Source organism: Arthrobacter sp. OAP107, assembly GCF_040546765.1.
In the GTDB taxonomy this organism is placed as follows: Bacteria; Actinomycetota; Actinomycetes; order Actinomycetales; family Micrococcaceae; genus Arthrobacter.
On the sequence record NZ_JBEPOK010000001.1, the window covers coordinates 4,108,110 to 4,133,522 of the forward strand.

Genomic DNA, 25,413 nt, shown 5'->3' on the forward strand with positions numbered 1-25,413 from the left:
CTAGGCTGGGGCACATGCCCGCGCAACGCGGGCCCATGAATGCCCGGTGCCGCCTCCACCAGTTACTGCCCGGCCGGCGGACACCGAAATGACCTCTAGTTCGTCAGGGGCGGGCAGTAGCGCGACAACGTCCGGGGACGGACCGAGCGCGGGTGGCCTCAGGAGCATCCCAAAATGAAGAAATCCACTCTCAGCACTGCCGCGCGCCGTGGAGTCACCCTGGCCGCGGTTTCCGCCGCAACCCTGGCGCTCTCCGCCACTGCCGCCAACGCTGCAACTCCCACCGCAACAAGCGCCTCCACCTGGGACGCCCTCGCCCAGTGCGAGAGCGGCGGCAACTGGTCCACCAACACCGGTAACGGCTTCTCCGGCGGCCTGCAGTTCACCCCACAGACCTGGGCCGCCTACGGCGGAGCGGGCTCGCCGCAGAACGCTTCCCGCGCCCAGCAGATCGCCGTCGCCGAAAAGGTCCAGGCCAGCCAGGGCTGGGGCGCATGGCCTGCCTGCTCCGCGAAGCTCGGCCTGAATGGTGGCGGTGGCGCTCCTGCACCGCAGATCCTGCCGCAGAGCGCGCCGGTCCAGGCCGCACCCGTCCAGGCTCCTGTCCAGACCGCCCCCGTTGCCCAGGCTCCGGTGGCCCAGGCTCCTGTCCAGGCGCGTCACGCTGCCGCCATCGCGGTGAGCGGCGAGACCTACACCGTCCAGGACGGCGACACCCTCAGCAAGATCGCCGACAAGCTCGGCATCCAGGGCGGCTGGCAGCACCTCGCCGACGCCAACGCTGGCACCATCAGCAACCCGAACCTCGTGTTCGTGGGCCAGGTTCTGCAGCTTCCTGCCTAGGCTGCTTGGTCGGGCCGCTTAGCGGCACTGCCTTGAAGCTCGACGCCGGGCGGTCCCTTTCCAGGGCCGCCCGGCGTCGCTGTGTCTTGCCGTTTTAGTGTCTGTCTCCAGAAACTACGACGCCGGGCGCCCCCTGAGTGGGGACGCCCGGCGTCGTTCTTAATTCCCTACAGCGTGACGGCTGGAACCGTCAATATTTCGGCCTTAGGCCGCAGCGGGTAGCTCCCGCACGATGCGCACCTTCCAGGCGGCGTCGTCGCTGGTGTCCAGGAGGGCGACGGTGCCGGAGGCGAGGTGCAGGGCAACGCGCTTGGCGTGCAGCAGCTCGAGGTAGAGGTGCTCGTTGACGCGGGCAGGGCTGTCGACGACGAACTTCACGGCATCGCGCACCTTGCGGTAGTTGTCGCTGCGTTCGCGGTGCAGGTGCAGCTCAAGTTCGTGGCGCTGCTTGACGCGCGGCTCATGTTTGTTCAGCCAGTTCACGGCGGCGTGGACGCCGATGACCAGGGCCAGCGAAACGGCGTAGATCCACCAGCCGGTTGACATCAGGAAGAGCGGCAGGTTGGCGACGGCCACCACGGCAATGAAAACGCGAAGCGCAACGAGCCTGCGCAGGGTCAGCGCAACGGCCGCAAGCGCAGTGCGGAAACGGTGCTGGTCCTTGCGTGCGGCGGCCGGGTCCAGAGTAAACTCGTCGAGAACGAGGATCCCGTTCGCGTCGGCACCCAGCATTTGGCCGTACTTGGGAACAAACAGTTGAGGCTCCTGTGACGCGTGTGAATTCGCCTCCGCGGGGGCGGATGACAGGGGCGCGGGAGAGGTAAGAGTCATGAGTAGGCTTCCAGACGCTGTTGAGGTTTCCGACATCTTAGTGGATTAATCAAGCCTGCGTATGTATAGGTCCACTATGTGAACATCCGACCGTCCATTTTGGCGCTTGGCTGTGGGGTCCGGCACTTCAATTGGCACATCGCGCCGGGGACGGCAGACTGAAGGGATGCAAACCTTCCTCCCTTATCCCGATTTCCGGCAAAGCGCGGCCGCGCTGGACACGCCCCGGCTCGGCAAGCAGCGCGTCGAAGCGTTGCAGACACTCCGTGCGCTGGTCATCCCGGAATACGGGTGGCAGTCACACCCCGCCATCCGCATGTGGATGGGGCACGTTCCGGCGCTCACCCTGTACGGCCTGGCCATGGTTGACGAATGGGTCAAGCGCGGCTTCGACGACAACACGCGCGACAACATCCGTGAGTTCGCTCCGCAGGCCGCGCATCCTGATTATGCAGCCAAGATCCTGCTTCCGCCGTGGCTCGGCGACCCCCAGTTCCACCTGAGCCACCGGTCCAACCTGATCCGCAAGGACCCGCACTTTTACGAAGAGGTCTTCCCCGGCACCGAGCACGGGCTGGAGTACGTCTGGCCGGAGCCCAGGCACGAGTTCCTGCCTGAAGACCCCGAGGGTGAGGTGCTCTGGATTCTTCGCGAGCACGTCGGCCACGGCGACCCCGAGAAGCTGGACAAGGTCGGGCTGCCTCCGGTGGGCCGGGCGGCCGGAGGTGCCGCTGATTCCGGGTCAGCTGCCGGGGAATCCGGCGACGACGAGTACCAGTTCGTCTACGCGGAGGAAACTTCACGCCGCCCAGCCAAAGTGGCCAAGAAGGCACCGGCCAAGCCGCTGGTCAAGAAGCCGTCGCGGAAGCGGCAGCGCCAGGAGGCCGCCTTCTCAACGCTTCCCGGCAAGTCGCCGGTCGCCGTGCCGTTCGACGGCGGCAGCAGGTTCGCCGTCGGAATGGTCGTGGGCCGGCCCATCACGCTCGACGACGGGCGCTTTGGCCGCAACTTCCAGCTCACCGACATCATCGACCGGTCAGAGTTCGACTATCCGGCGCTGCTGCAGGACCCCCGCGTCTTCTTCCCCGTCCCGGCGCTCTGAGTCCGGAGGGATTGCCGCCCCTCGCGTCGGCCGCAGCTGCTCAGTTTGCTGCTCGGGGATCCTATAGTCAGCCGTGGTATGAGGGCCGGTTTCTGTCGCATACAGTTGCTTTGAGTCCCGCGGGACCGGGGAACAGTGCGAATTGGGGGATTCAGAATTGGCAGGCGAAGGAGCGGCCGAGCAGGCACGGCTGGCAGCCGAGCGGGTAGCAAAGCTCAGGCAACAACTGGAACAGGCCGAGCGGGCAGAGAAAGCTTGGACCAAAGGCGCCGCGGGGGAGGTACGCGTCGGGCTGGTGCTGGACGGGCTGGCCTCGCAGGGATGGCTCGCCCTGCACGATGTCCACTGGCCCGGGCGTCCTAAGGCGAACCTGGACCATATCCTCGTTGGGCCCGGCGGTGTCATCGTCATTGATGCAAAGAGCTGGTCTGGTGACGTCCAGACGCGGAACGGGGTTCTCCGTCAAAACGGATACTCCAGAGACCGAGAGGTTTCCTCCGTGGCCGATCAAGGCGCCGCGGTAGCTGCACTCCTCGAACCACAGCACCGGCGGCTTGTTCAGGCGTGGTTGTGCTTGGTTGACCAGCCGGATATGAACGCAAGGTCGGGTACTGGTGTCAGGATTCAGGGCCTAGCGACACTCAGGCGCTCCATACAAGAACTGCCCGCTGTACTCGACCCGGCTGCTGTGCAGGTTATTCACAGCTACCTGCTGGGCCTTCTCTCCGGAGAGACGAGCCCGCCCCTGCTGACCACGAAAGACTGGAATGCAGGACCTGCAGATCTCGGGCTTGCTTCAGGCCCGGCCGTAGCTTTGGAGAGCCGGCGGTCCCGGCAGCGCATGGGACGCACTACTCCTGGCAGGAACAGGCGAAAGCGGACCAAGCCCTCAGGCTGCTTCGGGGCACTTTTCTACTTTGCCTTGGCTGTTTTTGTCGTGGGCCTCCTGCTCAATGCATGGCCCCACACACAAAGGCAGCCCCCTGTCGTTCCTCGCCCCTCGCCATCGCTCGCCCAGCCTGTCCCATCCAGATGAAATAGAGGCATTCCAAGGTCGGGTCACGGAGATGGCAGACTGGCGGCTATGACTATCCTTCTCGCCGGTTGCGGCGACCTCGGCACCGAGACGGGTCTGCGTTTCGCCGCAGCGGGGCACCGGGTGGTGGGTTGGCGCCGTTCCCCGGACAAACTGCCGGCTGAGATCGAGGGCGTCGCCACGGACTTAAGCACCGCCGAACTGCCGCGTGTCCCGGCGGACACTAACGCCGTCGTCATCGCCGTGGCTGCGGATGCTTCTACAGAAGAGGCATACCGGACCGCGTACGTGAACGGGGTTGCGAATGTCCTCGACGCCCTCGAGCGCGACCACGTTGCACCCGAACGCGTCCTCTTCGTCTCGTCCACGGCAGTGTATGGCGACGCCGGAGGAGGATGGATCGATGAAAACACGACGCCGGAACCCACCGGATTCTCGGGCCGCGTCATGCTTGAAGCAGAGGAGCTGCTGCTGAAGCGGTTCGACGGGACGGGGACCTCGCCTGTCGTGCTCAGGCTTGGCGGAATCTACGGACCGGGCCGGACGCGGCTCATCGACCAGGTTCGGACCGGCGCCGCCGTCATTCCTGACCAGCCGCGCTTCACCAATCGCATCCACCGCGACGACGCCGCCGGCGCCATCGTGCATTTGCTCAACATGCCTGACGCGCCGTCACTCCTCTATCTCGGCGTCGACAACGAGCCGGCCGAGTTGGGCGACGTCCTGCGTTTCTTGGCGGCTGAATTGGGGTTGGACGTCCCGCCGACGGGTTCCCTGGGCGACGCACGTGGCGGCAACAAACGGTGCAGCAACGCGCTGCTTCGGGGAACAGGGTTCTCCTGCAAGTACCCATCCTTCCGCGAGGGTTACCGCGACGTTTTAGCCGGCGTCGGAGTGCGCCACCTTTGAGTAGACGCGCCGCCCAGGTGGAGATAGGGCCCAAATGACCGGGCCAAAAAAATTTTCAAAAGTTTTTTCACATTCAGTCCGAAGTGACGCTCCTCACGCCTGAAAATGTCAGACCCCGCTGAGAGAGTTTTCGTATGGAAGCGATTGGGGAGCACGGAGCGGACAGCTCGGCGGGGACGAATGTCTCTGGCCTGGGTGCCGCTGTCCTGCTGCGCGGCCGCCGGCTGCGTAGCGTTCCTGCGGCTCTCCTTGCTGACGCACCGGTCAAGGACGTGTCCGACGGCGGTGCTGCCGCCGGCTTTGCAGCTGGCGCTGGCCCTGCAACTCGGCGTTTGGAAACGAACGGCCCGGAACCGGTCGCCGCGGCAACTACTGAGCTGGCGTCCCCAGCGCCGGCAACGACTGATCTGAAGGCGTCCCTGGCGCTGCTGGACTCCGCCACCAGCTCGGCTCCGGAGGAGCTGGCGGCGGCCAACTTCCTTCAGGCGGCCGATTTCGCTGAACTGACCGAGAAGCTCTCCCGCCGCGTCGAACACCTGCAAGTACTCGCCGCCGCGGCGGTGGACCGGACACGGACCGAGGCGATCAACGCCGCCGCGACCGCCAGCCGCGCCGCCGGCTGGACCACAGGCTGGACCACAGGCTGGGGCCCCGAACCCGGACCCGAGCCTGTCCCGGATCCTGCCCCGGATCCAGGCCCGGATCCTGGCGCTCAGCACTCCGAGGCTGCCGCCACCACGGCTGGAGCCGACGGTTCCTCCTTTGCCGTTGCTGCCGCCCCTGGCCCAACTCCGGCCGCCTCCGCGGTTGCCTCTGCCCCTGCCTCTGCGGTGGCCTGGTCCCCGGCCGATGACGGAGCCCGAAACACCGCCGAGTTCCTCCGCACCCGGCTCCGGATCAGCACCCCCGAAGCACGCCGCCGCCTCGCCCTGGCCAACGCCACCCTCCCCCGCACCGGACTCGCCGGCCGGCCCATGCCACCCGAACGCGAAGAAACCGCAGCCGCCCTCACCACCGGAATCATCTCCTCCCGCGCCGGAACCACCATCACCACCGCCCTGGACAAAGTCCGCCACATCCCCAACCCCGCCCTGATCGCCGAAATGGAACACAACCTCACCCAAACCGCGATCGACAACGACCACGACTTCCTCACCCGCATCGCCCACCGCTGGATCGACGCCCTCGACCAGGACGGCACCGAACCCTCCGAAGAAAACCTCCGCCACCGCCAAGGCGTCTTCCTCCACCACAAACGCGGCGGCCTGCACCACCTCGAAATCCGCGCCACCGCCGACCAATACGAAGTCCTCGCCACCGTCATGAACACCGCCACCAACCCCCGCACCACCACACCCAACACCACCACCAGCGCGAAAACCGACAACGGCAACAACAACGACAGCGGCGACGGTGACGGCACGGCCGCCGGCACCAGCCAACAGGACACCAGCCAACAGGGCAACGGCAGCAGCGGTGACGGCGGTACCAGCAGCGCCGACGGTACCATCGCCGCCGCTGTCGACCCCGACGCGGCCTTCAACGCCCCCACCCCGGAACCGGACCTGGACCGCCGCACCCTCGCCCAGCAACGCCTCGACGGCCTCATCGGCGCATCCAAGGCAGCCCTCGCCGCCGGCACCCTGCCCACCACCGGAGGACTCCGCCCCCAAGTCATGGTCACCGTCGGCTACCGGGACCTCCTCAACAGCATCCAAACCACCGCCAACCGCGGCCCCCGCTACGCCTCCAAAGGAAACCACACCACCAACCAGCCAACAGACAGCCCCCAACCAACAGACACAAACGGATGGCAACCCAGCGGCCCCGAGCTCCTGCCAGGCACCTGGCAGACCACCCAACCGCGCCCCGAACCGGACACCAGCACAGACGCCCCGCAGACAAGCGAACCCGACACCCAGACAGGCAACCTGCCCAGCACCAACATCACCAGCACCAACGCCGCCAGTATCAACCCGCCCGGCACCAACCCGCCCGGCATCAACCGGTCCGGCACCGACCCCTTCACCACACCCCTGCCCGGCGGGCCGGCCGGCACGGCCACCGGCAGCGGAACCTTCACCTACACCGGCCCCGTCACCGCCTCCACCATCCGCAAAATCGCCTGCGACGCCGACATCATCCCCGTCCTCCTCGGCAGCCAAGGACGCATCCTCGACATCGGCCGCACCACCCGGATCTTCCCGCCCCACATCCGCAAAGCCCTCAACACCCGCGACCAAGGCTGCGCCTTCCCCAACTGCACCATCCCCGCACCCTGGTGCGAAGCCCACCACATCACCTACTGGTCCCGAGGCGGACCCACCAGCACCGACAACGGCGTCCTCCTCTGCACCCACCACCACCACCTGATCCACAAGGAACAGTGGAAAATCCACCTCAAAAACGGCATCCCCTGGTTCATACCCCCACCCCACATCGACCCCCGCCAACAACCCCGACAAAACCACCACCACAAAACATGAACCCGAGACCGCAAGCGGGCCGGGGCCGGCCGCACGAGGAACGCCAGCGTCGGCGGGACACAAGAGGAGCGTCAGCGCGGGAAAGCCACGCCCGGCGTCGACGAGCCAACACGGTCCGTGCAGCCGACCCGCGGGCTCGGACCGACAGCCGGAAGTTGCCAGGATGTTGGTAGATCCAGCCGTGCCATGGTCTGCCGGCGCCGAGGATTCCTGGCTTCGGCCTCAAAATAGAACCGCCCAGCCCCAATTCGGGACCAGGCGGTTCGGTGAAACAAAAACCAGAGGCTGCTATGCGTCCTGCCAGCCGCTGCCTTGCGTGAACGTGGCAACCAGGGTGCCCACGCCGGCCTGCAGCGAGTTCGAGGGGTCCTCGTACAGGGACGCCTCCGTCGCACGGCTGTGGGTGATGAGCTGCTCGGCTTCGAGTTTCGCCTCCGGCACGGTGGCACCGATGATGCCCGTGCGGGCAGGAAGCTCGGGAGTGTGCACTACGTCGGCATTGGTCTCCGAGAGCGGGATGGTGGTTCCCGGTCGAATCTCGTCGTGCGGGAACTCGAATTCGGCGTCGTCGGGGGCAGCGGGAATCGTGTACTCCAGGAAGTAGTTCATGCCCCCAGCCTTGCAGATAACCGCCATGCCAGAAACCCCGCTCGCCGCCCGCGGGCACAAAAGCTCACCGCCCGCTCAACCGGAACGCGAGCGCAAGAGCGGTCCTTCCTACCGTCCTGCTGCGTATCCCTGCGCTCCCCGCGGATTCGCGGCAGCCTGCAGCACGCCGGTCCTGGGATCGCGTACGACGGCGGACAGCCGCCCCAGCGTCCAGTCGCCTGCCCGGGTGATCCGGTGTCCCCGCCCTTCGAGCCCGGCGATAACGTCATCGCCCAACCGATCCTCGACGACGGCACCGCCAGGCTGCCATGTGCGCGGCCAGAAAGACCCGGGCATCGACGTCGTATGAAACGCCGGCGCATCGATGGCCTGTTGGGGCGAGTACCCGCCGACGATCGTCCGCAGCAGGTACAGCAACTGCCACTGGTCCTGATGGTCGCCGCCGGGCGAGCCGAGCGCGGAAACAGCAACGCCATCGCGCAGCACCAGCGTCGGCGTCAGGGTGGTCCGGGGCCGTTTGCCCGGCGTCAGCGTGGACGGCGTTCCGGGCTCCAGCCACGTCATTTGCAGCCGGGTGCCCAGGCAGAAGCCAAGCTCAGGAATCGCCGGCGACGACTGCAGCCAGCCACCGGACGGCGTGGCCGAAACCATGTTGCCCCAGCGGTCCACAACATCAATGTGGCAGGTGTCGCCGCGGGTCTCCCCGTTGGACGCCACAGTGGGCTCGCCTCGTGCGGGTTCACCAGCTGCGGGCCCGCCTGGTGCGGGTTCACCGATCGTAGGCTCGCCCACACCCACGGCAGCCGCGGAATGTGCGCCGCCGGAAGCGGCACCACCCCCCAAGGCGCGTGACCCGCCGTCGTTCGGCAGCGCAGGCGGGACATACTCCGTCCGCAGCGCAGGGACGTACGGCTCACGCCCCGGAACCGAACCCGGACGGAACTCGTGCGATGCCTCATCCGTGATCAGATCCCGCCGCGACGCCGCGTACTCTTCGGACAACAGGTAGCCGAGGGGGACGTCCGCATCGCCGTAGTACGCCTCCCGGTCCGCCAGAGCGAGCTTCTGGGCCTCCAAAATGGTGTGCGCCCCCAGCTCGGTGGACGGGTCGAGGTGGTCGTCATCAAAGCCGGCCAGGATCGCAAGCGTCTGAAGCAGTGCCGGCCCCTGCCCCCACGGGCCGGTCTTGGCGATGGTGTGCCCGCGGAACTCGAAGGTGGCTGCGTCCTCATACGACGCGCGGAACCCCGCCATGTCGGCCATCGTCATCACGCCACGGTGGTCGGTACCGGACGAGTGCCGGTGCGGTGTCCGGACGCTTTCGGCCACCGCACGGGCCACGAAGCCTTCGCTCCACTCCCTGCGGGCGGCGTCGATGCGCTCCTCGCGCGTGTGCGCCGGCTGCGCCGCGAATGCCTCGCCGAGGCCGGCACCGGCCTGCACCAGTTTCTGCAGCGTGCGGGCAAGCGCCGGATTCCGGACCAGCTCGCCCTCCTTCGGGATGCGTCCCTCCGGCATCCACAGTTCGGCCGAAGTGGGCCAATGCTCGCGGAACAGCCCCGCCACCGCCGAGATCGTGCTGCCGACACGTGCCAGCACCGGATGGCCGTCGCGCGCATACCGGATGGCGAAATCCAGGACTTCCGCCAGTTCCCATGTTCCGTGATCCCGCAGCAGCAACAGCCAGGCGTCGACGGCGCCGGGAACCGCCGCGGCGAGCGCCCCTGATCCGGGCACCAGTTCCAGGCCCTCGGCGCGGAAGTGCTGACCCGTCGCGCCCGCCGGGGCCGGGCCTTGGCCCATCAGGACCACAGGTTTCCCAGGCTCCTCCGCCGTGCTGAAGACGCCGGTCATGTCGCCGCCGGGCCCGTTGAGGTGCGGTTCCACCACATGCAGCACGAACGCGGCCGCCGTTGCCGCGTCGAAGGCGTTGCCGCCCCGCTCCAGCACCGCCTGCGCGGTGCCGGTAGCGAGCCAATGGGTCGTAGCGGACATGCCGAACGTGCCCTGCAGCGTAGGACGGGTGGTGAAAGTCTCCGGCCTCGTAAAACTCATACGGGCTACTGTAGTCACCGGTTTCCGGCCGTTCCGGGATACGGCGCCCGCGACACGCTCCGCCTATGGCGGGAGCCTGCTTGCCTCGCTTAGCCTATTTCCCCAGACCGGCCCGCCGCAGAGCCTCGGCCATGGCAGTATCCGCTGGAGCTGGACGCTGGCCAGACTGCTTCGGCTGCCGCCTTGCGTTGTTGCGCTCTGCGGCCGGCTGACCTGAATCGCTCCCCTGGCGCGCCCCGGGCTTTCCGCCAGCTTGGCCAGGCATGGCCGACCGGTTCCGGCCGCCGTCGCGGTTGCCGCCACCGGCCCCGCGGGCGCCTTCCCGGCCGCCGTCGCGGTTGCCGCCATCCCTGTTACCGCCCGCCGAACGTTCGACGCCGCGGCCGCCTTCCCGATTTCGGTCGCCGCCGCGTTCCCCACCCGAACGTCCACCAGCCGGGCGGTCGCCGGCAGCGGCCGGTTCGTCGTCGAGCCCTAGCGTCAGCGAGATCCGCTTCCGCTCCGGATCAGCCTCAAGCACCTTCACCCGGACCACCTGCCCGGATTTCACGACCTCTCGCGGATCGGCGACGAACCGGTTCGCCAGTGCGGACACGTGGACCAGCCCGTCCTGATGAACGCCCACATCAACGAAGGCGCCGAACGCGGCCACGTTGGTGACGGTACCCTCCAGGACCATGCCGGGCTTGAGGTCGGAGATCTTCTCGATGCCTTCGGAGAACGCTGCCGCCTTGAACGCCGGACGGGGATCGCGTCCCGGCTTCTCGAGCTCGGCGATGATGTCGCGCACGGTCGGCAAGCCGAAGGTGCCGTCCACGAAGTCTGCCGGGTTTAGCCGTCCGGCATCAGCTAACGGAGCAAGACCAGCAGTGCCTGCAGAAGCTCCGGATGCACCGGACCCGCGAGTGGCGCCAGCCGCAGTCAGGATTTTCCGGGCCACCGAGTACGCCTCGGGGTGCACGCTGGAGGCATCAAGCGGCTCTGCTCCCCCGGTGATCCGCAGGAACCCGGCACACTGTTCGAACGCCTTCGCTCCCAGCCGCGGCACCTTCTTCAGCTCGCTGCGCTTAGCGAACGGCCCGTGCTCGTTCCGGTACGCCACAATGTTCTCGCTCAGCAGCGGCCCGACGCCGGCCACCCGGCTCAGCAGCGCCGGCGACGCCGTGTTCACGTCGACGCCCACGGCGTTCACGCAATCCTCCACCACGGCATCCAGGCTGCGGTCCAGTTTCGCCGCGGTGACATCGTGCTGGTACTGCCCCACGCCGATCGACTTCGGATCGATCTTCACCAACTCTGCCAGCGGATCCTGCAGGCGGCGGGCGATGGACACCGCGCCGCGCAGGGACACGTCCATGCCGGGGAGTTCGGCGGCGGCGAGGGCGGAGGCCGAGTACACCGACGCACCGGCCTCGGACACCACCAGCTTCTGCGGCGCCGCGCCAGTGCCGGCACCAGTCCCGGATCCGGCGGCTGCGGAGAGGGAGCTGCTTGATCAGTTCGGCTGCAAGCTTGTCCGTTTCGCGCGACGCCGTTCCGTTGCCGATGGCCACGAGTTCGACGGCGTGCTGCCGCGCCAGACGGGTCAGCGTCGCCAGGGCTTCGTCCCATTTGCGCGCCGGTGCGTGCGGGTAGACGGTGTCCGTGGCCACCACCTTGCCGGTCTTGTCGACCACGGCCACCTTCACGCCCGTCCGCAGCCCCGGGTCCAAGCCAAGTGTGGCGCGGTTTCCGGCGGGTGCAGCCAGCAGCACGTCGCGGAGGTTGGCCGCGAAAACGCGCACGGCCTCGTCCTCCGCGGCGGCGAACATCCGTCCCCGCAGGTCGGCCGTCAGCCGAGCCAGCACCCGGGAGCGCCATGCCACCTGCGCCGTTTGGAGCAGCCACGAATCGGCGGGCCGGCCGCGGTCGGCAACCCCGAGGAACCGGGCCACGGCGGACTCGTAACGGGTGCGCGCGGCGGCGAGGGCGTCATCGTCGGCCGGGTCCGCTTCGGTGAGGTCCAGCTCGAGCACGCCGTCCTTCTCACCGCGCAGCAGCGCCAGCACCCGGTGCGACGGCATCCCGGACGGCGCCTGCGAAAACTCGAAGTAGTCCGCGAACTTCTGCCCCTCGGTTTCTTTGCCCTTCTTCACCCTGGACACCATCCGGCCCTGCGTCCACAGCCGCTCGCGCAGGTTCTCGGCAAGGTCCGGGTCCTGCGCCACGCGCTCCACGAGGATGGCCCGGGCGCCGGCGAGCGCCGCAGCAGCGTCGTCGACGGCGTGCTCCGCGTTCAGGTACTTGGCAGCCTCGCGCTCGGGATCGAGGTCGGGGCGCTGGAGCAGGGCATCGGCGAGCGGTTCCAGCCCGGCCTCACGTGCGATCTGAGCCTTGGTGCGCCGCTTCGTCTTGAAGGGCAGGTAGATGTCCTCAAGCCGGGACTTCGTGTCGGCGGCCACGACGGCGGCCTGCAGTTCCGGGGTCAGCTTGCCTTGCGCGGCAATCGCCTCCAGGACAGTCCGACGGCGGTCCTCCAGTTCGCGGAGGTAGCGCAGGCGCTCGTCGAGTTCGCGGAGCTGGCCGTCGTCGAGCGTCCCGGTGGCTTCCTTGCGGTAGCGGGCGATGAACGGAACCGTTGACCCGCCGTCGAGCAGGTCCACCGCCGCCTTCACCTGCCAGGCCTTCACGCCGAGCTCGGCGGCGATCTGTTCCGCTATGCGGGCGGCAACATCGTCAGTGCCTTGGCCGCCGGCCGGCGTGGGAGCGGGGATGTCCTTCGGCTTTGTGCCGGCGGCGGAGGCAGGGCTGGGCGTGGGCGTGGCGGGGTGCTGCGGCTGTTGGGTCACCAGAACATTTTGCCCTACGCACCCGGATCCGCGGCGGTCAGGGGACCAGGGAACGGAGCAAACCGCACTACCCACATCGGTCCTTAAGTGGTGTAGTGACTTTATGCAGCGGGGGTCATCGACTTAGGCGGCGCATCATGCAGGAATTGCTCATCATTCTTCAGGACGGCTTCAACGACGATGAAGTCACCATCACGGTCAACGGCAAGGAGGCCCGGTACGACCGCGATGTCACCACCCGGGAACTGTTGGGCATGGCCGAGGAAGTCTCCGTGGAACTGCCGGCAAAAGGCGCCACCGTGGGGGTCGAAGTCACCAGCCGCAACCTCAGCGCGGAAATGAAGCTCCATGGCCGGCCACGCAGCCTCCTTGTGTCCATTGAGGACGGCGAGCTCGTGCTCAGCGAGGGGACGGGCCGCGAGGCCTTTTTGTAGTGCCGTTTTATGGTGCCGGGTGGCTAGGAGCTGGCCAAGCCCGGCAGTGACAGTGCTTCGTCCAGCACTTTTCCGAGGTTCGCGGCGTCGTGCGCGAACCGGCCGAGGAACAGCCCCGACACACCGTCCAGGGCGGGCAGCAGGCCGGGTTTCGCGGAGCCGCCATAAATGACAGGCAGATCCTGTAGCCCCTGGTCACTGAGCTGCTCCCGCAAATAACGGACGACGGCGGACACATACTCCGCGCTGGCGGGCTCGGCTGCGCCGATGGCCCAGACGGGTTCATACGCGATGACCAGCCGGGAGGCCAGGTCCCAGTCGCCATCGACGGCGGCCCCGATCTGACCGGAGACGAAGCGGGCGGCGCCTTCCGCACCCACCGTACTGCCGGCGTCGGCCGTTCCGTCAGTTGAGGTGTTCCGCGTGCCGCGCGACTCCTCCCCCACGCACAGCAGTGGGGTGACGCCGGCGCCGTCGGCCGCCCTGACTTTAAGCGCGATCATGGCGTCGTCCTCGCCGAAGTGCCGCCGCCGTTCGGCGTGCCCGATTTCCACGAGTCCGACGCCCAGCTCGGCAAGCAGAGACGGTGAGAGTTCGCCCGTCCACGGCCCGTCGGCCCAGCCGCAGTTCTGGGCGCCCAGGACCAGCGGCGATCCGGCAAGGATCTCCCCTGCGGCCGGAAGCATCGGGAAAGACGGAATCACGAACGGGACCACCCGCCCGGCCGCGAGGGCCGGGCGGGCATCCACCTGCTGGCGCAGTTCATCCAGCCAGCGCAGGGTATCCCGGTAGCCGAGGTACATCTTGGTGCTGACGCCGACCAGAATCGTGCCGGGGTCTTTGATGGCCTGGCTGAGCTGGGTCACGGGATTTCCTGCCTTTGGTGGTGTTGCTGAACTGCTGGGTTTGCTGCTGACTACTTTTCCAGCAGTGCCTGGTCCTCGGCAGTGCCTGCCTTCGCGGCGGCACTGGTCTCGAGCAGGTCGTCGGCCTTGTTCTTGAACTTCCGCGTGCCGATCATCATGGCCGCGGCGAGGAACGGCAGCACGCCGAGTGCGTAGACGCCCATGGTGCCGGTGTCCGAGGCGGTCACCTGGTTGACGGTGGTCCGCAGGATCGGGGCCACGAAGCCGCCCAGGTTGCCCAGCGAGTTGATGAGCCCGATGCCCGCCGCGGCGGCAGTTCCGGTGAGGAACGCCGTCGGATATGACCAGGCGATCGGGCCGATGGAGAGGAAGCTGCACACCGCGAGGCTGATGAACACGATGCCCAGCGCCGGGAGGTGGTTGGCGCCGGCCCACGCGGAGCCGAAGATGCACAGGCCGGTGGAGATGAACAGACCCGTTCCCCAGACGCGGCGGCGGATCACGGTGTTGGCGGCCTTGCCGATGAAGTAGCAGGCGAAGATGCCGAAGAACCACGGGATGGCCGCCAGAAGTCCGACGGCGAGACCCACCTTCTGTCCGGTCAGCTGGGACACCTGCTGGGGCAGGTAGAAGGTCACACCGTACACGGCGATCTGCAGGCAAAAGTAGATGATGGTGAAGTACCAGACGCGGCCGTTCCTCATCGCTGCCAGGACGCCGCGCGGGCCGGATTCTTCCTTGACAGTGTCCTCAAGGGCCATGACGTCCTGCAGGGCTTTCTTCTCGTCCTTGTTCAGGAACTTGGCGTCCTGCGGACTGTTGATCAGGAAGAAGAAGGACGCGATACCTGCGAGGACGGCGAGCATGCCCTCGACGAAGAACATCACCTGCCAGCCCTGGACGCCGGGAACCTGGTCGCCGATGTTGATCAGCCAGCCGGACAGCGGTGCGCCCATCATCTGGGAGAACGGCTGGGCCAGGTAGAAGATGGCGAACATCTTGACACGGACCTTGTTGGGGAACCAGGCGGCGAGGAACATGATGACGCCGGGGAAGAGCCCGGCCTCGGTCACGCCCAGCAGGAAGCGCAGGATCACGAAGGAGGTCTCGTCCTGCACGAAGGCGAAGCAGGCGGAGACGATGCCCCATGTGACGGCGATGCGTGCAAGCCAAATCTTGGCGCCGAACCTGGTCAGGAGCAGGTTGCTGGGGATTTCGAACAGGGCATAGCCGATGAAGAAGATGCCGGCGCCGAGTGCGTAGGCGCCGGCGCTGATGCCTTTGTCCGCTTCGAGTGCGGCCTCGGCAAAGCCCACGTTGGTGCGGTCCAGGAATGCCACGACGTACAGGATGACGAGCATCGGCATGAGCCGGAAGGACGCCTTGGAGATCGCCGATTTGAGTATCGGCGAGTCCAGCAGCTCCTTTGTGGTGGATGGGTTGGCGACAGTCATTCAAACTCCTCTTTGAGTAAAAGTGAGCAAATCAGGGCAGGGCGTGAAAAAGACTTAGAGCGAAAATGCGATGAGCAGCACGCCCGCCAGGCTGGCGAGGACGCCGACGGCCAGGTAGATCTTGCGTTCCCTTGTCCAGGAGCTACGCATGAACGGTCCTTTCTTAGTGCATGTAGAGGCCGCCATCCACATTCAGCGTCTGGCCGGAGATGTATCCGGCATCCTCGCTGATGAGGAAGGCGATGGCGGCGGCGATGTCGCGGGTGGAACCGACCCGGTTGACCACGAGGTCCTTCACCAGTTCGTCCTTGCGTTCCTGGCTCAGGGTGCCGCCCATGATGTCGGTGTCAATAGGGCCGGGTGAGATGGCGTTGACGGTGATGTCGTACTCCCCCAGTTCACGGGCCGTGGCGCGGGTCAGGCCGATCACACCGGCCTTCGCCACGGAGTACGGGGTTTTGGAGAATGTGCCGCCGCCTCGCTGCGCGGAGACGGAGGAGATGTTGACGATGCGGCCCACGCGGTTCTTCACCATGGATTCGGCCACGCGGCGGGTGGCGTAGTGGACGCCGTTGAGGTTGATGTTGAGCACGCGGTCCCACTCGGCGGCGTCGAGTTCGAGGTACGGGACGGGCGAGCTGACGCCGGCCACGTTGGCGAGGGCCACGAGTTGGGGCAGCTCCGCCTCGATGGAGTCGATGGCCGCGCGGACCGACGCCTCGTCGGCAACATTCGCGCCGACGCCGTGGGCCTTCACGCCGTACTCGTTGGCGATCTCCTTGGCCGTGGCCTGGCAGAGGGCATCGTCAAGGTCGATGATTCCGATGTTCCAGCCCTGCTCCGCGAGGTAGTTGGCGGTCGCCCGGCCGATGCCGCGCTCCGAGACAGCGCCGGTGACGATGGCCGTGCGCTCGGACGGAAAAGTGCTCATGGAGGTGCTCCTAAGTCGTTTGTGAAATGGGCAGCACAACAGGAGGGCAGCTGCCCGGAGGCGGCGCCCAACTGCTGCGGTGCTTAAGTGGTCGGTGCTTAGTTAATCGGTGCCGGGCCGAGTTCCTCGATGAGCTTCTGCATGGCGACATAGGCCTTGTTGCGGTAGTCGATCAGCTCGGGGGTGCGCTCGGCCGGAACGTTCAGGAAGCCCGCGCCGGTCTTGGTGCCGAGCTTGCCTGCCTCCACAAGGTCCGTGAGGATCTTCGGCGTGGCGAAGCGCTCCGGGAAGTCGGTCTGCAGCGATTTGTAGCAGAAGTTGTAGACGTCCAGGCCGGCCATGTCGGCGATGGCGAAGGGGCCGAAGAACGGCAGCCGGAAGCCGAACGTGGTGCGGACCAGCGTGTCCACGTCCTCCGCCGTCGCGATGCCCTGCTCCACCAGCTGGGCGGCTTCGTGGAAGAGGGCGTACTGCAGGCGGTTCAGCACGAACCCGGTGACGTCCTTGACCACGGCCGTTTCCTTGTTGGCGGAGTGCACCAGGTCGCGGACGGCGGCAACTGTCTCGGTGGACGTGCCCTCGTGCGGGATGATCTCGACGCCGGGGATGAACGGCGACGGGTTGGAGAAGTGCACGCCGAGGAAGCGCTCCGGGTTGGCGACCGGCTGGGAGAGCTCGGCGATCGAGATGGTGGAGGTGTTGGAGCCGATGATGGCGTCCGGACGGGCCGCGGCGCTGATGCGGGCCAGGGTCTCGTGCTTGATGGCGATGACCTCGGGCACGGCTTCCTCAATGAAGTCGGCGTCTGCCACGGCTTCCTCGATGTCCTTCGCGGCCCAGAGGTTCTGCTTCAGGATTTCTGTGGATCCTTCCGGGAACAGCCCGTCGGCCACGAACTGGTCGGATTCGGTGAGCAGGCGTTCGTAGTTCTTCTGCGCCACCTCGGCGGAGACGTCGGCGAGGGCAACGCGGGCACCGCCGAGGGCGAGGACCTGGGCGATGCCGCCGCCCATGTAGCCGGATCCGACGAGGGCGAACTTGCGTGAGCTGGTGGGTGTTTCGGTCATGTTCAGTCGGCCTTCGTGTAGTCGGGTTCGTACGAGCAGATGGCGTCCACCTTGGCGGCGGAGGAGGAGTTTTCATCGAAGCGGTGCCCCAGCCATTCGCCCACGAGCTTCTTGGCGAGTTCCAGCCCGATGACGCGCTGGCCCATGGTGAGGACCTGGGCGTTGTTGCTGAGGACGGAGCGTTCCACGGAGTAGCTGTCGTGCGCGGTGACGGCGCGGATGCCGGGGACCTTGTTGGCGGCGATGGCCACGCCAAGGCCGGTGCCGCAGATCAGGAGTGCGCGGTCCGCTTCGCCGTCGGCCACCTTGCGGGCCGCCGCCACGGCCAGGTGTGGGTACGCGGTGGAGTCGTTCGCAGCGACGCCGATGTCCTCGACGGAGGCAACGCGGGGGTCCGCCTCCAGCAGGGCCTTCAGTGCTTCCTTGTATTCAACACCGGCCTCATCGTTGCCGATGACAATGCGCCAGCCTTCTGTGGTGCTCATTCCGTTGCTCCGTTTCCGGCCGTTGAGGCCATGTGGGATGCGGCCGGTGTGGAGTCGGCCGCATCAGATGAGAGGTAGGTGGCCACGCGCTCGGCAATCAGTCCGAACGAGACTGCGCCGGGGTCCGGGTGGCCGAGGCTCTTTTCCGCCAGGGGGCGGGCACGGCCCTTGAGCGGGCGCAGGTCCGCGGTCCGGCGGGCTGCTGCGTTCGCCGCGGCAGCGGCGGCGGTGAGTGCGTCGCCCAGGGTGGTCCCGCCGTCGAACGCTTCTTTGAAGGCGTCCCGGAACGGCAGGAGGGCGTCAACCATGGTCTTGTCCCCGGGCTCCGCCTTGCCGAGTTCGGTGATGGCGTTAGTGAAGGCGGAGACGGCGGCGGCCGCGTCCCCGGGAGCGTACGAATCGCGGTTGCCCAGCGCGAGGCCCGCGGCCATCACGGCCGTGCCCCACAGCGCACCCGAAGTTCCGCCGGCGCGCTCGCTCCACGCCTCGCCTGCCGCGGTGAGCACACGTTCGACGGAGGCTCCTGCTTCGGCCTTCTGCTCACCGGCCGCGGCAGCCGCATCAACGCCGCGGCGCATGCCGATGCCGTGGTCGCCGTCGCCGGCAATCGCGTCCAGGTCGCCAAGTTCCGCTTCGTATTCGACGACGACGTCCCGCACCTGGGCGAGGACGGCGGCTGCCACTTTGCCCAAGTTGGCGGACGCGGCGGTTGCTTTGTCAGTGTCCTCGTCGGCTGCCTCTTCGGCGCTAAAGAGTTCACGGCGGGCACGCGGCGCGGTGTTGCCCTTGCGGAAGGCAGGGGTGTCGGCCGGCGCGGCCCAGAATTGCTCGAGTTCGTCGTCGAGCCACAGCAGGGTGAGCGACAACCCGGACATGTCCAGGCTGGTGACGAGTTCGCCGCACTCCGGCTCGACGACCGTCAGGTTGGCGGCGCTGAGGAGCTTTTCGACCTTGCCGAAGAGGAGGAACAGCTCGTCGTACTTGACCGTGCCCAGGCCGTTGACGATGGCAACCACGCGGCTGCCGGCGTCGTCGGGCTTGTCCTCGAGAAGCCGGGAGACCAGCAGTTCGGCGAGTTCCGAGGCCGTGGGCATGGGGTGCTCGGAGATGCCCGGTTCGCCGTGGATGCCCAGGCCCAGCGACATCTGGCCGGCCGGAACGTGGAACAGCGGCTCGGAGGCGCCGGGAAGGGTGCAGCCCCCGAAGGCGACGCCCAGCGAACGCGTGCGGCGGTTGGTCTTGATGGCGAGTCGCTCCACCTCGTCCAGGCTCAATCCTGCTTCGGCCGCGGCGCCGGCGATCTTGAAGACCGTCAGGTCTCCGGCGATGCCGCGGCGCTTCTCGATCTGGTCCAGCGGGGCGCTGGCAATGTCATCGGTGACCAGCACGGTGCGCGTTTCGATGCCTTCGGCGTTTAGCCGAAGCTGCGCCTGGCCGAAGTGCAGCACGTCACCGGCGTAGTTGCCGTAGCTCAGCAGCACGCCGCCGCCGGCGTTGGCGGCCTTCGCCACGCGGTAGACCTGCCCGGCGGCCGGGGAGGCGAACATGTTGCCGCACGCGGAGCCGGCGGCCAGGCCCGGCCCGACCAGGCCGGCGAAGGCAGGGTAGTGGCCGGAGCCGCCTCCCACCACGAGGGCCACCTGGCCGGCGGGGATCTCGGTGGAGCGGACCACACCGCCATCCACGCGGGCGACGTACCCGCGGTTGGCGGCCACGAAGCCGTCCAGCGCCTCGTCTGCGAAATCAGCTGGATTATCGAAGATCTGGGTCATGGTTCCTCATTGAATCCGGGGTTGGTTAATCGGTTTCTGCTGGATTTTTGGTGCAGCGGCGCCTCTAGCGCGCTACGGCCACCGGCCGCTGACGGCCCTGCGCCACCTGGCTCTGGCCGAGGGCGTAGCCTTCCTTCTTCGGCAGCACGTGGCGGCGCAAATAGTCCTGGTTGCTGGCAGTCACGGAGAGGCCGTCGCCGCCGTAGTGCTCGGTGCACAGGATGCCCTGGAAGCCGACGGAGAGGGCAACCTTGAACGCCTCGCGGTAGTTGATGAGGCCGCTTTCCATGGTGGAAGGCATGGCAACGTACATGTCGCGGGCTACATCCTCGTCACGGATGTAGTTCTTCATGTGCCAATAGTTGGAGTACGGCAGGGTCTTGGCAACCATTTCCCGCCAGTCCTCGATTGGCCGGTGCAGGCGAATCAGGTTGCCGAGGTCCGGGTTGAGGCCGACGTTGGACAGGCCGATGTCCTGGACGAACTGCACGGACGAGTCAGCGGTGCCGATATAGGTGTCCTCGTACATCTCAAGCGAGAGCAGGACGCCCACCTCTGCGGCGTGCCGGCCCAGTTCCTGGAAACGGGCGACGGCGTCATTCCAGGCTTCCTTGTCCCCCACGGGGTCCTTGTAGCCTTCGACGGTCCAGAACCAGAGCTGTTTCTGCTGCTCCGGGGTGATGGCCTGGTGCAGGCCGAAGGAGACAACCTCGCAGCCAAGTTCAGCGGCGGCGTCGATCGTGCGGTGGCTGTAGGCCAGGTTGTCCTCCCATTTGCCCTCCTCGATCACGCTCTGGCGGATGGCGGAGATGACCGGGATGCCGATGCCCACGGTGTCGGCGGTCTGCTTGAACTCGCCGAGGCGCTCCTTGCTGAGGTCGCCGGGACGGACCCAGCTGTCGGTGAGGTCGGCGTTGGCGAAGCCTGCTTCCTTCACCTCCGTGAAGACCTCCGCCCAGGCGGAGGCGTCGGCGTCGTTGATGTGTGTGCCCTGGGCGTCGACGCCCGGGAACTGCAGCAGCGCCGCGGTGATGGGCCAGTTGTCGGCGGTGTAAGCCATGGTGTTCACTCCCTCATGGAATCCTGTTTCCTATAGGATTTACTATCCGGTAGAAGTTGTCAAGGTCACATCCCCCTACCGCAGAGCTGCCGGTACGCATCGAAGATCCTATAGGAATCCTGCTTGCGCGTGAAGAGCCTCTCGCCCGAGGTATCAAGTCGGTGATCTTCCGCGCTGCACCGCCACCCAACTAAGTAGCAGCAGAGGGCGTTCCCACGTCTGGGAACGCCCTCTGCTGCTACTTACTTTGGGACCCGCTCACTCCACTGGTGCGTCCGCCATGGCACGTTCGCGGACCTTCTGAATGTGGGCCGCCATGGCGGCCTCGGCCTTGCCGGGATCGCCGCTGGACAGAGCGTCCAGAACGGACTGGTGCTCGGCGATGGCATTCTCGGCGTCGGTGATTCCCACTCCCCCGAAAAGCCGGAAGCGCTGTACCTGTCCGCCGAGTGCGGCATAGGCGCCGACCAGGAACTGGTTGTCCGTCTGCTGGGCGATGAGCTGATGGAAGCGCTCGTCGGCCTCGAGGTAGTCCTTGTACTCGGCAAAGGACGGGCCACGCGGCGCTGACTTCAGGTCGGAGACTGTTTGCTTGAGCTCGGCGAGGCGGTGCGGATTCAGGCGGGCGCAGGCAAGCCGGGCGTTGACGGGCTCGATCGCGAGGCGGGCCTCCATCAGATCCGCAAAGTCCTCCCGGGTGAAGACCGGCGCAACGCGATACCCCTTGAGTGCCACCCTGCGGACCATGCCGGTGTGCTCCAGGCGGGCCAATGCTTCGCGGACGGGGGTCGGGGAAACGTCCAGCTCACGGGCAGTTCCGTCGATGCTGACGGCGGCCCCTGGTTCCAGCCTGCCGTCCATGAGCGAGGCCAGCAGCTCCTCGTATACGTGGTCGGCCAAAACCTGGCGGCTGACCGTCCGGCCTCCCTTGCCCCCGGTCTGCCCCTCGGGTCGGCTGACTGCGCGGGTGCCGTTGGACGCTTTTTGCATGATCAGATCCTATAGGGACGCGCCGGGAAAGCCCGCAACGTTAGGCCAAGGAACCGCCCGGGGCGAGCGGGCGGCTCCTTAGTCATTACGGGCCCAAAACGGAAGGCGCGACGCCTAGGCCGGCTGGTACACCGGGTAGTCCGTGTAGCCCTCCGCGCCTTCGCCGTAGAACGTGGACTGGTCCGGTTCGTTCAGCGGCAGGCCTTCACGCCAGCGGCGTGCGAGGTCGGGATTTGCGATGGCGGGCCGGCCCACCACGACGGCGTCGGCGTGGCGGTCGGCAACGAGCGCCAGGGCTTCCTCGCGCGTGGTGATGACGCCGAAGCCGGTGTTCACCAGGAAGGTGCCGTTGAAGCGTGACCGCAAGTCCTGCACCAGCCCGCCCGTGGGGTCGGCGTGCAGGATGCTCAGGTAGGCAAGGTTCAGCGGGGCGATGGAGTCGACCAGCACCTCGTAGGTGGCCCGGACATCGGCGGCATCGGTCTCTTCGATGCCCTGGACGTTGTGCTCGGGCGAAATCCGGATGCCCACGCGTTTGGCACCCAGCGCCTCGACGACGGCGTTCACCGTCTCGATGACGAAGCGGGCGCGGTTCTCGGGCGAGCCGCCGTAGCTGTCGGTGCGGACGTTGGTGTTTGGCGCCAGGAACTCGTGGAGAAGGTAACCGTTGGCGGAGTGCAGCTCAACGCCGTCGAACCCTGCCTCGATCGCGTTGCGCGACGCGGTGACGATTTCCTCGCGGACAATAGGCAGCTGGTCGATGGAGAGCTCGTGCGGGACGGGGTGCGGCTGCTTGCCGTTGTAGGTCCGCGTTTCAGCTTCGACGGCGATGGCGCTGGGAGCCACAACGCGGTGGCCGCCGTTGATGTCCTCGTGCGAGACGCGGCCGCCGTGCATGACCTGAGCGAAGATACGGCCGCCCTCGGCGTGGACAGCGTCGGTGACCTTCTTCCAGCCGGCAATCTGCTCGGGTGTCACCAGTCCGGGCTGTCCGGGATAGGAGCGGCCGGCCGGGCTGGGGTACGTCCCCTCGCTGACGATCAGGCCGAGCGACGCGCGCTGGCGGTAGTGCTCCACGACGAGCGGGCCGGGAACGCCCTCCTTGCCGGTGCGGAGACGGGTAAGGGGCGCCATGACGAGCCGGTTGGAAAGTTCGTGCTCGCCGAGTGTCAGCGGGGAAAACAGCATGCGGAGTTCCTTTCAGAATGCATTAGGTTCACCCGCTGCAACTGCCTAGCGTGTGCAACTATTCCGCTTGTGGCGCAGTTCACCTCGCAAAGCACCCCGGGCATGGCCGACGGCGGCACCCGGGTGGGGTGCCGCCGTCGTACATTCAGTCGTGGCCTTCCAGCCTGCCACTAGGGGTGCACGATGATCTTGACTGCTGTGTCGTTGTGGTTGATCAGGGTGTCGAACCCCTTGTCGATAAGGTCTTCCAGGGCGATGCGTCCGGTAATGAAGGGTTTCAGGTCCACCTTTCCGTCCTGGACCAGTTGGATGGCCGCGGCGTGGTTCCCCTTGTAGGCGATGGTGCCGCGAAGGTCGATTTCCTTCAGCACCACCTTCTGCATGTCCACCGTGGCCGGGCGGCCCCAGATGGAAACGTTCACCACCACGCCCGCCGGCTTCACAACGTCCAGCATCGTGTCCAGCACCGCATTGACGCCGGCGCACTCGAACGCGGCCTCTGCTCCGCGGTGGTTGGTCAGTTCCAGCACGCCCGCCTTGACGTCCTGCTCGGTGGGATCGAGGACGTGGTCGGCGACGCCGGACGAGACCGCCTTCTCCTTGCGGGCCGCGGACAGCTCGGTGACGACCGTCGTGATTCCGAGGCCCTTCAGAACAGCAGCGGTGAGCAGGCCGATTGGCCCGGCGCCGCCTACGACGGCTACGTCCCCGGCTGCCAGGCCGCTCCGGCCAACCGCGTGGTAGGCCACGGCCAAAGGCTCGATCAGTGCAGCCTCGTCCAACGGGATGGAGCCGACGGGGTGAACCCAGCGGGAATCGACCACGATCTTTTCGCTGAGTCCTCCTCCGCCTCCTGCCAGGCCAATGAAGCCCATCCGGGTGCACAGGTTATAGTTGCCGGCCCGGCAGGGCTCGCAGTCGTCACAGACGAAGTACGGCTCGACCACCACACCCTCCCCCACCGAGAGCCCGGTGACCCCTTCACCAAGCTGCTCGACGGTCCCGGAAAATTCGTGGCCCATGGTCACCGGCGCCTCTTCCCCGGTGAGGGGGTGTCCGTGGCCCGGCGGCGGGATGAAGATGGGGCCTTCGAGGTATTCGTGGAGGTCGGTTCCGCAGATGCCGCACCAGGCAGTTCTTGCGAATGTTGTGGAGCCCAATCCGTATCGGTTCAGTGCCGGGGTGAAAGTTGAGACTGACGCGTCGACTGTGGCGGCCCATCTGCGGGCGGGGCGGGTGAGCGACGCACTTGCCGAGTATCCAGCGAAGCTTCTGACCCGTTCGGCCAACTTCGCCATCGAACTTATGCGTGATGAACTCAACGAGGCAGTGGGTGCCTCTGTCCGCGCCAGCGGTGAAGCCGATCTGGTCCTGCAGTGGTGCGCGACCGACATGGGGGCGGCCGATTCCGCCGCTGCTGCAGTGGTTGAGCGATTGGCCGGGACGGATGATCCCCGCTTCCAGCTGGTGCGGGCCAAGATGACACGCATGGATCGAGAGCTGCGGGCGTAGGTTTGGCGGCACTCTTCTAGCGGTTCCCCGGCGCAGCGCCTGGACAACCGTCACCGCGCGGGTTTGTGTTGCAATCGTCGGCGTAATTTCGCGTGACGGAACGCCACACGCTCACCGTCTGGGGCGGGGAGCTGAACTGCCCCTGGTTGGGTATGGGCAGGTTCGGGCCGCCGTTCACGGAATATGTTCCCTGGAAGTATGTAGTGAGGACGACGTTGAAGTCACCGGTCGCTGCATAGGCATGGCTGGTCCGTGTCTTCTCACCCCAACGGTCCTGCCGGAGCGGGCCGCCCATGGTGGTCGTGGGACCCAGCGATGCACCGTCGCCGTAGTCCCAGCGGTATTGGACGGGCTTGGCGATGATGTGAATTTTCTGGGCCAGGATGGTGATATCGAATGGCTGCTCTGTGGCTTTGGCGTAGAAGTTGGTCTCGGCACCACGGAGAGTGTGCGGACTAGGTTGTGCGGTCAAGGTTCCTGGGATGACCGGAAGCCTATCGAATGCCCTCTGGATGAGAGCGGCGATTCTCGGCAGAAGATCTTCGGGGTTCCTGTCGTACAGGCACGTGGGGCCGCCGCCGTTGCCTTGCCAGTCCGTCCAAGTTGGATTGGCTATTTCCCTTGGGGCCACCTTCCAGATCACGGGAATGCCGGGTTTCCCATCGGCCCTGGGAGGACAATCGCGCTGCTTTGCCAAGCAATCAATTGCCAAGTTTCCGTCGTCCACCTGGCATTGTGGAAAAGCGTTGTATTGGTTCGGGTCGGTGCTGACATAACCAGGCGGGGCAGGAAGGAATTCATCTGTCGCCTCGTCACGTACCCAACCACCTACAATGATGCCTGCTTCACCATAGTCGACGGAACCGCCGTAATCGTCGTCAAATGCATGAGCTTGCTGCTGCAGGCTAAACGCTAGAGCTGCGGCAAGAGTCACGGAAATAGTCGCCCTAAGGCT

The 25,413-nt window shown here is 66.6% G+C and carries 21 protein-coding genes and 1 pseudogene; 7 read left to right on the forward strand and 15 right to left on the reverse strand.

Annotated elements, in window-relative coordinates; translation table 11 throughout:
* The first annotated feature begins 174 nt into the window (after window positions 1-174).
* Window positions 175-843, forward strand: a complete 669-nt coding sequence (locus ABIE00_RS18825) for a transglycosylase family protein (RefSeq protein ID WP_354262232.1) — start codon at window positions 175-177, stop codon at window positions 841-843.
* A 204-nt stretch (window positions 844-1,047) separates the two neighbouring features.
* Here ABIE00_RS18825 and ABIE00_RS18830 read toward each other — a convergent pair whose 3' ends face one another.
* Window positions 1,048-1,674, reverse strand: a complete 627-nt coding sequence (locus ABIE00_RS18830; protein WP_354262233.1) for a hypothetical protein — start codon at window positions 1,672-1,674, stop codon at window positions 1,048-1,050.
* Between the two features lie 166 nt (window positions 1,675-1,840).
* Here ABIE00_RS18830 and ABIE00_RS18835 point away from each other — a divergent pair, with 166 nt between their 5' ends.
* From ABIE00_RS18835 to ABIE00_RS18850, 4 genes are all read left to right on the forward strand, one after another.
* Entirely contained in the window at window positions 1,841-2,776 is a 936-nt protein-coding gene (locus ABIE00_RS18835; protein ID WP_354262234.1) for an MSMEG_6728 family protein, read from the forward strand.
* 295 nt (window positions 2,777-3,071) lie between these two features.
* On the forward strand, window positions 3,072-3,812 hold the full coding sequence (locus ABIE00_RS18840) for a nuclease-related domain-containing protein (protein ID WP_354263426.1): 741 nt from the start codon (window positions 3,072-3,074) through the stop codon (window positions 3,810-3,812).
* A 48-nt stretch (window positions 3,813-3,860) separates the two neighbouring features.
* Complete coding sequence (locus ABIE00_RS18845) at window positions 3,861-4,721, forward strand: SDR family oxidoreductase (RefSeq protein WP_354262235.1); 861 nt, start codon at window positions 3,861-3,863, stop codon at window positions 4,719-4,721.
* A gap of 134 nt (window positions 4,722-4,855) precedes the next feature.
* Window positions 4,856-7,207, forward strand: coding sequence for an HNH endonuclease signature motif containing protein (locus tag ABIE00_RS18850; RefSeq protein ID WP_354262236.1), 2,352 nt, complete (start codon window positions 4,856-4,858; stop codon window positions 7,205-7,207).
* A gap of 288 nt (window positions 7,208-7,495) precedes the next feature.
* Here ABIE00_RS18850 and ABIE00_RS18855 read toward each other — a convergent pair whose 3' ends face one another.
* The 3 genes and pseudogenes from ABIE00_RS18855 to ABIE00_RS18865 form a co-directional block, all read right to left on the reverse strand.
* A complete protein-coding gene (locus ABIE00_RS18855; RefSeq protein WP_331569300.1) occupies window positions 7,496-7,816 on the reverse strand; it encodes a hypothetical protein in 321 nt (106 codons plus the stop codon).
* Window positions 7,817-7,924: 108 nt separating this feature from the next.
* Entirely contained in the window at window positions 7,925-9,871 is a 1,947-nt protein-coding gene (locus tag ABIE00_RS18860; RefSeq protein WP_354262237.1) for a gamma-glutamyltransferase family protein, read from the reverse strand.
* Window positions 9,872-9,965: 94 nt separating this feature from the next.
* A pseudogene (locus tag ABIE00_RS18865) lies at window positions 9,966-12,570 on the reverse strand (Tex family protein).
* 266 nt (window positions 12,571-12,836) lie between these two features.
* On the opposite strand from ABIE00_RS18865, the gene ABIE00_RS18870 reads away from it, so the two are divergent.
* Entirely contained in the window at window positions 12,837-13,133 is a 297-nt protein-coding gene (locus ABIE00_RS18870) for a hypothetical protein (RefSeq protein WP_354262238.1), read from the forward strand.
* 23 nt (window positions 13,134-13,156) lie between these two features.
* On the opposite strand, the gene ABIE00_RS18875 is transcribed toward ABIE00_RS18870, so the two are convergent.
* The 10 genes from ABIE00_RS18875 to ABIE00_RS18920 all read right to left on the reverse strand — a co-directional run bounded on the left by ABIE00_RS18875 (window position 13,157) and on the right by ABIE00_RS18920 (window position 24,106).
* Window positions 13,157-13,936, reverse strand: a complete 780-nt coding sequence (locus ABIE00_RS18875) for a triose-phosphate isomerase family protein (protein WP_502914293.1) — start codon at window positions 13,934-13,936, stop codon at window positions 13,157-13,159.
* 113 nt (window positions 13,937-14,049) lie between these two features.
* Window positions 14,050-15,453: an MFS transporter gene (locus ABIE00_RS18880; RefSeq protein ID WP_354262240.1), complete on the reverse strand. Its 1,404-nt coding sequence runs from the start codon at window positions 15,451-15,453 to the stop codon at window positions 14,050-14,052.
* Window positions 15,454-15,616: 163 nt separating this feature from the next.
* Window positions 15,617-16,384 carry an SDR family NAD(P)-dependent oxidoreductase gene (locus ABIE00_RS18885; RefSeq protein WP_354262241.1) on the reverse strand — a complete coding sequence of 256 codons (768 nt, stop codon included), beginning with the start codon at window positions 16,382-16,384 and terminating at the stop codon, window positions 15,617-15,619.
* 98 nt (window positions 16,385-16,482) lie between these two features.
* On the reverse strand, window positions 16,483-17,451 hold the full coding sequence (locus ABIE00_RS18890; RefSeq protein WP_354262242.1) for a 3-hydroxyacyl-CoA dehydrogenase family protein: 969 nt from the start codon (window positions 17,449-17,451) through the stop codon (window positions 16,483-16,485).
* A gap of 2 nt (window positions 17,452-17,453) precedes the next feature.
* Window positions 17,454-17,936 (reverse strand): ribose-5-phosphate isomerase, encoded by a 483-nt coding sequence (locus tag ABIE00_RS18895; RefSeq protein WP_354262243.1) that lies wholly within the window; start codon window positions 17,934-17,936, stop codon window positions 17,454-17,456.
* Complete coding sequence (gene dhaL, locus ABIE00_RS18900; protein WP_354262244.1) at window positions 17,933-19,708, reverse strand: dihydroxyacetone kinase subunit DhaL; 1,776 nt, start codon at window positions 19,706-19,708, stop codon at window positions 17,933-17,935. The genes ABIE00_RS18895 and dhaL overlap by 4 nt, the downstream gene beginning before the upstream one ends.
* A gap of 64 nt (window positions 19,709-19,772) precedes the next feature.
* Window positions 19,773-20,768 carry a sugar phosphate isomerase/epimerase family protein gene (locus ABIE00_RS18905; RefSeq protein ID WP_354262245.1) on the reverse strand — a complete coding sequence of 332 codons (996 nt, stop codon included), beginning with the start codon at window positions 20,766-20,768 and terminating at the stop codon, window positions 19,773-19,775.
* A gap of 258 nt (window positions 20,769-21,026) precedes the next feature.
* Complete coding sequence (locus ABIE00_RS18910) at window positions 21,027-21,758, reverse strand: GntR family transcriptional regulator (protein ID WP_354262246.1); 732 nt, start codon at window positions 21,756-21,758, stop codon at window positions 21,027-21,029.
* Between the two features lie 114 nt (window positions 21,759-21,872).
* Window positions 21,873-22,946: an alkene reductase gene (locus ABIE00_RS18915; protein WP_354262247.1), complete on the reverse strand. Its 1,074-nt coding sequence runs from the start codon at window positions 22,944-22,946 to the stop codon at window positions 21,873-21,875.
* Window positions 22,947-23,116: 170 nt separating this feature from the next.
* Window positions 23,117-24,106 carry a 2,3-butanediol dehydrogenase gene (locus tag ABIE00_RS18920; RefSeq protein ID WP_502914233.1) on the reverse strand — a complete coding sequence of 330 codons (990 nt, stop codon included), beginning with the start codon at window positions 24,104-24,106 and terminating at the stop codon, window positions 23,117-23,119.
* Between the two features lie 22 nt (window positions 24,107-24,128).
* Here ABIE00_RS18920 and ABIE00_RS18925 point away from each other — a divergent pair, with 22 nt between their 5' ends.
* Window positions 24,129-24,458, forward strand: a complete 330-nt coding sequence (locus tag ABIE00_RS18925) for a hypothetical protein (protein WP_354262248.1) — start codon at window positions 24,129-24,131, stop codon at window positions 24,456-24,458.
* 16 nt (window positions 24,459-24,474) lie between these two features.
* Here ABIE00_RS18925 and ABIE00_RS18930 read toward each other — a convergent pair whose 3' ends face one another.
* Window positions 24,475-25,392 (reverse strand): hypothetical protein, encoded by a 918-nt coding sequence (locus ABIE00_RS18930; RefSeq protein ID WP_354262249.1) that lies wholly within the window; start codon window positions 25,390-25,392, stop codon window positions 24,475-24,477.
* Window positions 25,393-25,413 lie beyond the last annotated feature (21 nt).

Bases quoted from the DNA above. Each gene is read 5' to 3' on its own strand.
- dhaL (WP_354262244.1), bottom strand. From the start codon at position 19,708: ATGACCCAGATCTTCGATAATCCAGCTGATTTCGCAGACGAGGCGCTG.
- ABIE00_RS18845 (WP_354262235.1), top strand. From the start codon at position 3,861: ATGACTATCCTTCTCGCCGGTTGCGGCGACCTCGGCACCGAGACGGGT.
- ABIE00_RS18835 (WP_354262234.1), top strand. From the start codon at position 1,841: ATGCAAACCTTCCTCCCTTATCCCGATTTCCGGCAAAGCGCGGCCGCG.
- ABIE00_RS18880 (WP_354262240.1), bottom strand. From the start codon at position 15,453: ATGACTGTCGCCAACCCATCCACCACAAAGGAGCTGCTGGACTCGCCG.
- ABIE00_RS18825 (WP_354262232.1), top strand. From the start codon at position 175: ATGAAGAAATCCACTCTCAGCACTGCCGCGCGCCGTGGAGTCACCCTG.
- ABIE00_RS18870 (WP_354262238.1), top strand. From the start codon at position 12,837: ATGCAGGAATTGCTCATCATTCTTCAGGACGGCTTCAACGACGATGAA.
- ABIE00_RS18895 (WP_354262243.1), bottom strand. From the start codon at position 17,936: ATGAGCACCACAGAAGGCTGGCGCATTGTCATCGGCAACGATGAGGCC.
- ABIE00_RS18850 (WP_354262236.1), top strand. From the start codon at position 4,856: ATGGAAGCGATTGGGGAGCACGGAGCGGACAGCTCGGCGGGGACGAAT.
- ABIE00_RS18885 (WP_354262241.1), bottom strand. From the start codon at position 16,384: ATGAGCACTTTTCCGTCCGAGCGCACGGCCATCGTCACCGGCGCTGTC.
- ABIE00_RS18830 (WP_354262233.1), bottom strand. From the start codon at position 1,674: ATGACTCTTACCTCTCCCGCGCCCCTGTCATCCGCCCCCGCGGAGGCG.
- ABIE00_RS18915 (WP_354262247.1), bottom strand. From the start codon at position 22,946: ATGCTGTTTTCCCCGCTGACACTCGGCGAGCACGAACTTTCCAACCGG.
- ABIE00_RS18910 (WP_354262246.1), bottom strand. From the start codon at position 21,758: ATGCAAAAAGCGTCCAACGGCACCCGCGCAGTCAGCCGACCCGAGGGG.
- ABIE00_RS18860 (WP_354262237.1), bottom strand. From the start codon at position 9,871: ATGAGTTTTACGAGGCCGGAGACTTTCACCACCCGTCCTACGCTGCAG.
- ABIE00_RS18875 (WP_502914293.1), bottom strand. From the start codon at position 13,936: ATGTACCTCGGCTACCGGGATACCCTGCGCTGGCTGGATGAACTGCGC.
- ABIE00_RS18855 (WP_331569300.1), bottom strand. From the start codon at position 7,816: ATGAACTACTTCCTGGAGTACACGATTCCCGCTGCCCCCGACGACGCC.
- ABIE00_RS18905 (WP_354262245.1), bottom strand. From the start codon at position 20,768: ATGGCTTACACCGCCGACAACTGGCCCATCACCGCGGCGCTGCTGCAG.
- ABIE00_RS18890 (WP_354262242.1), bottom strand. From the start codon at position 17,451: ATGACCGAAACACCCACCAGCTCACGCAAGTTCGCCCTCGTCGGATCC.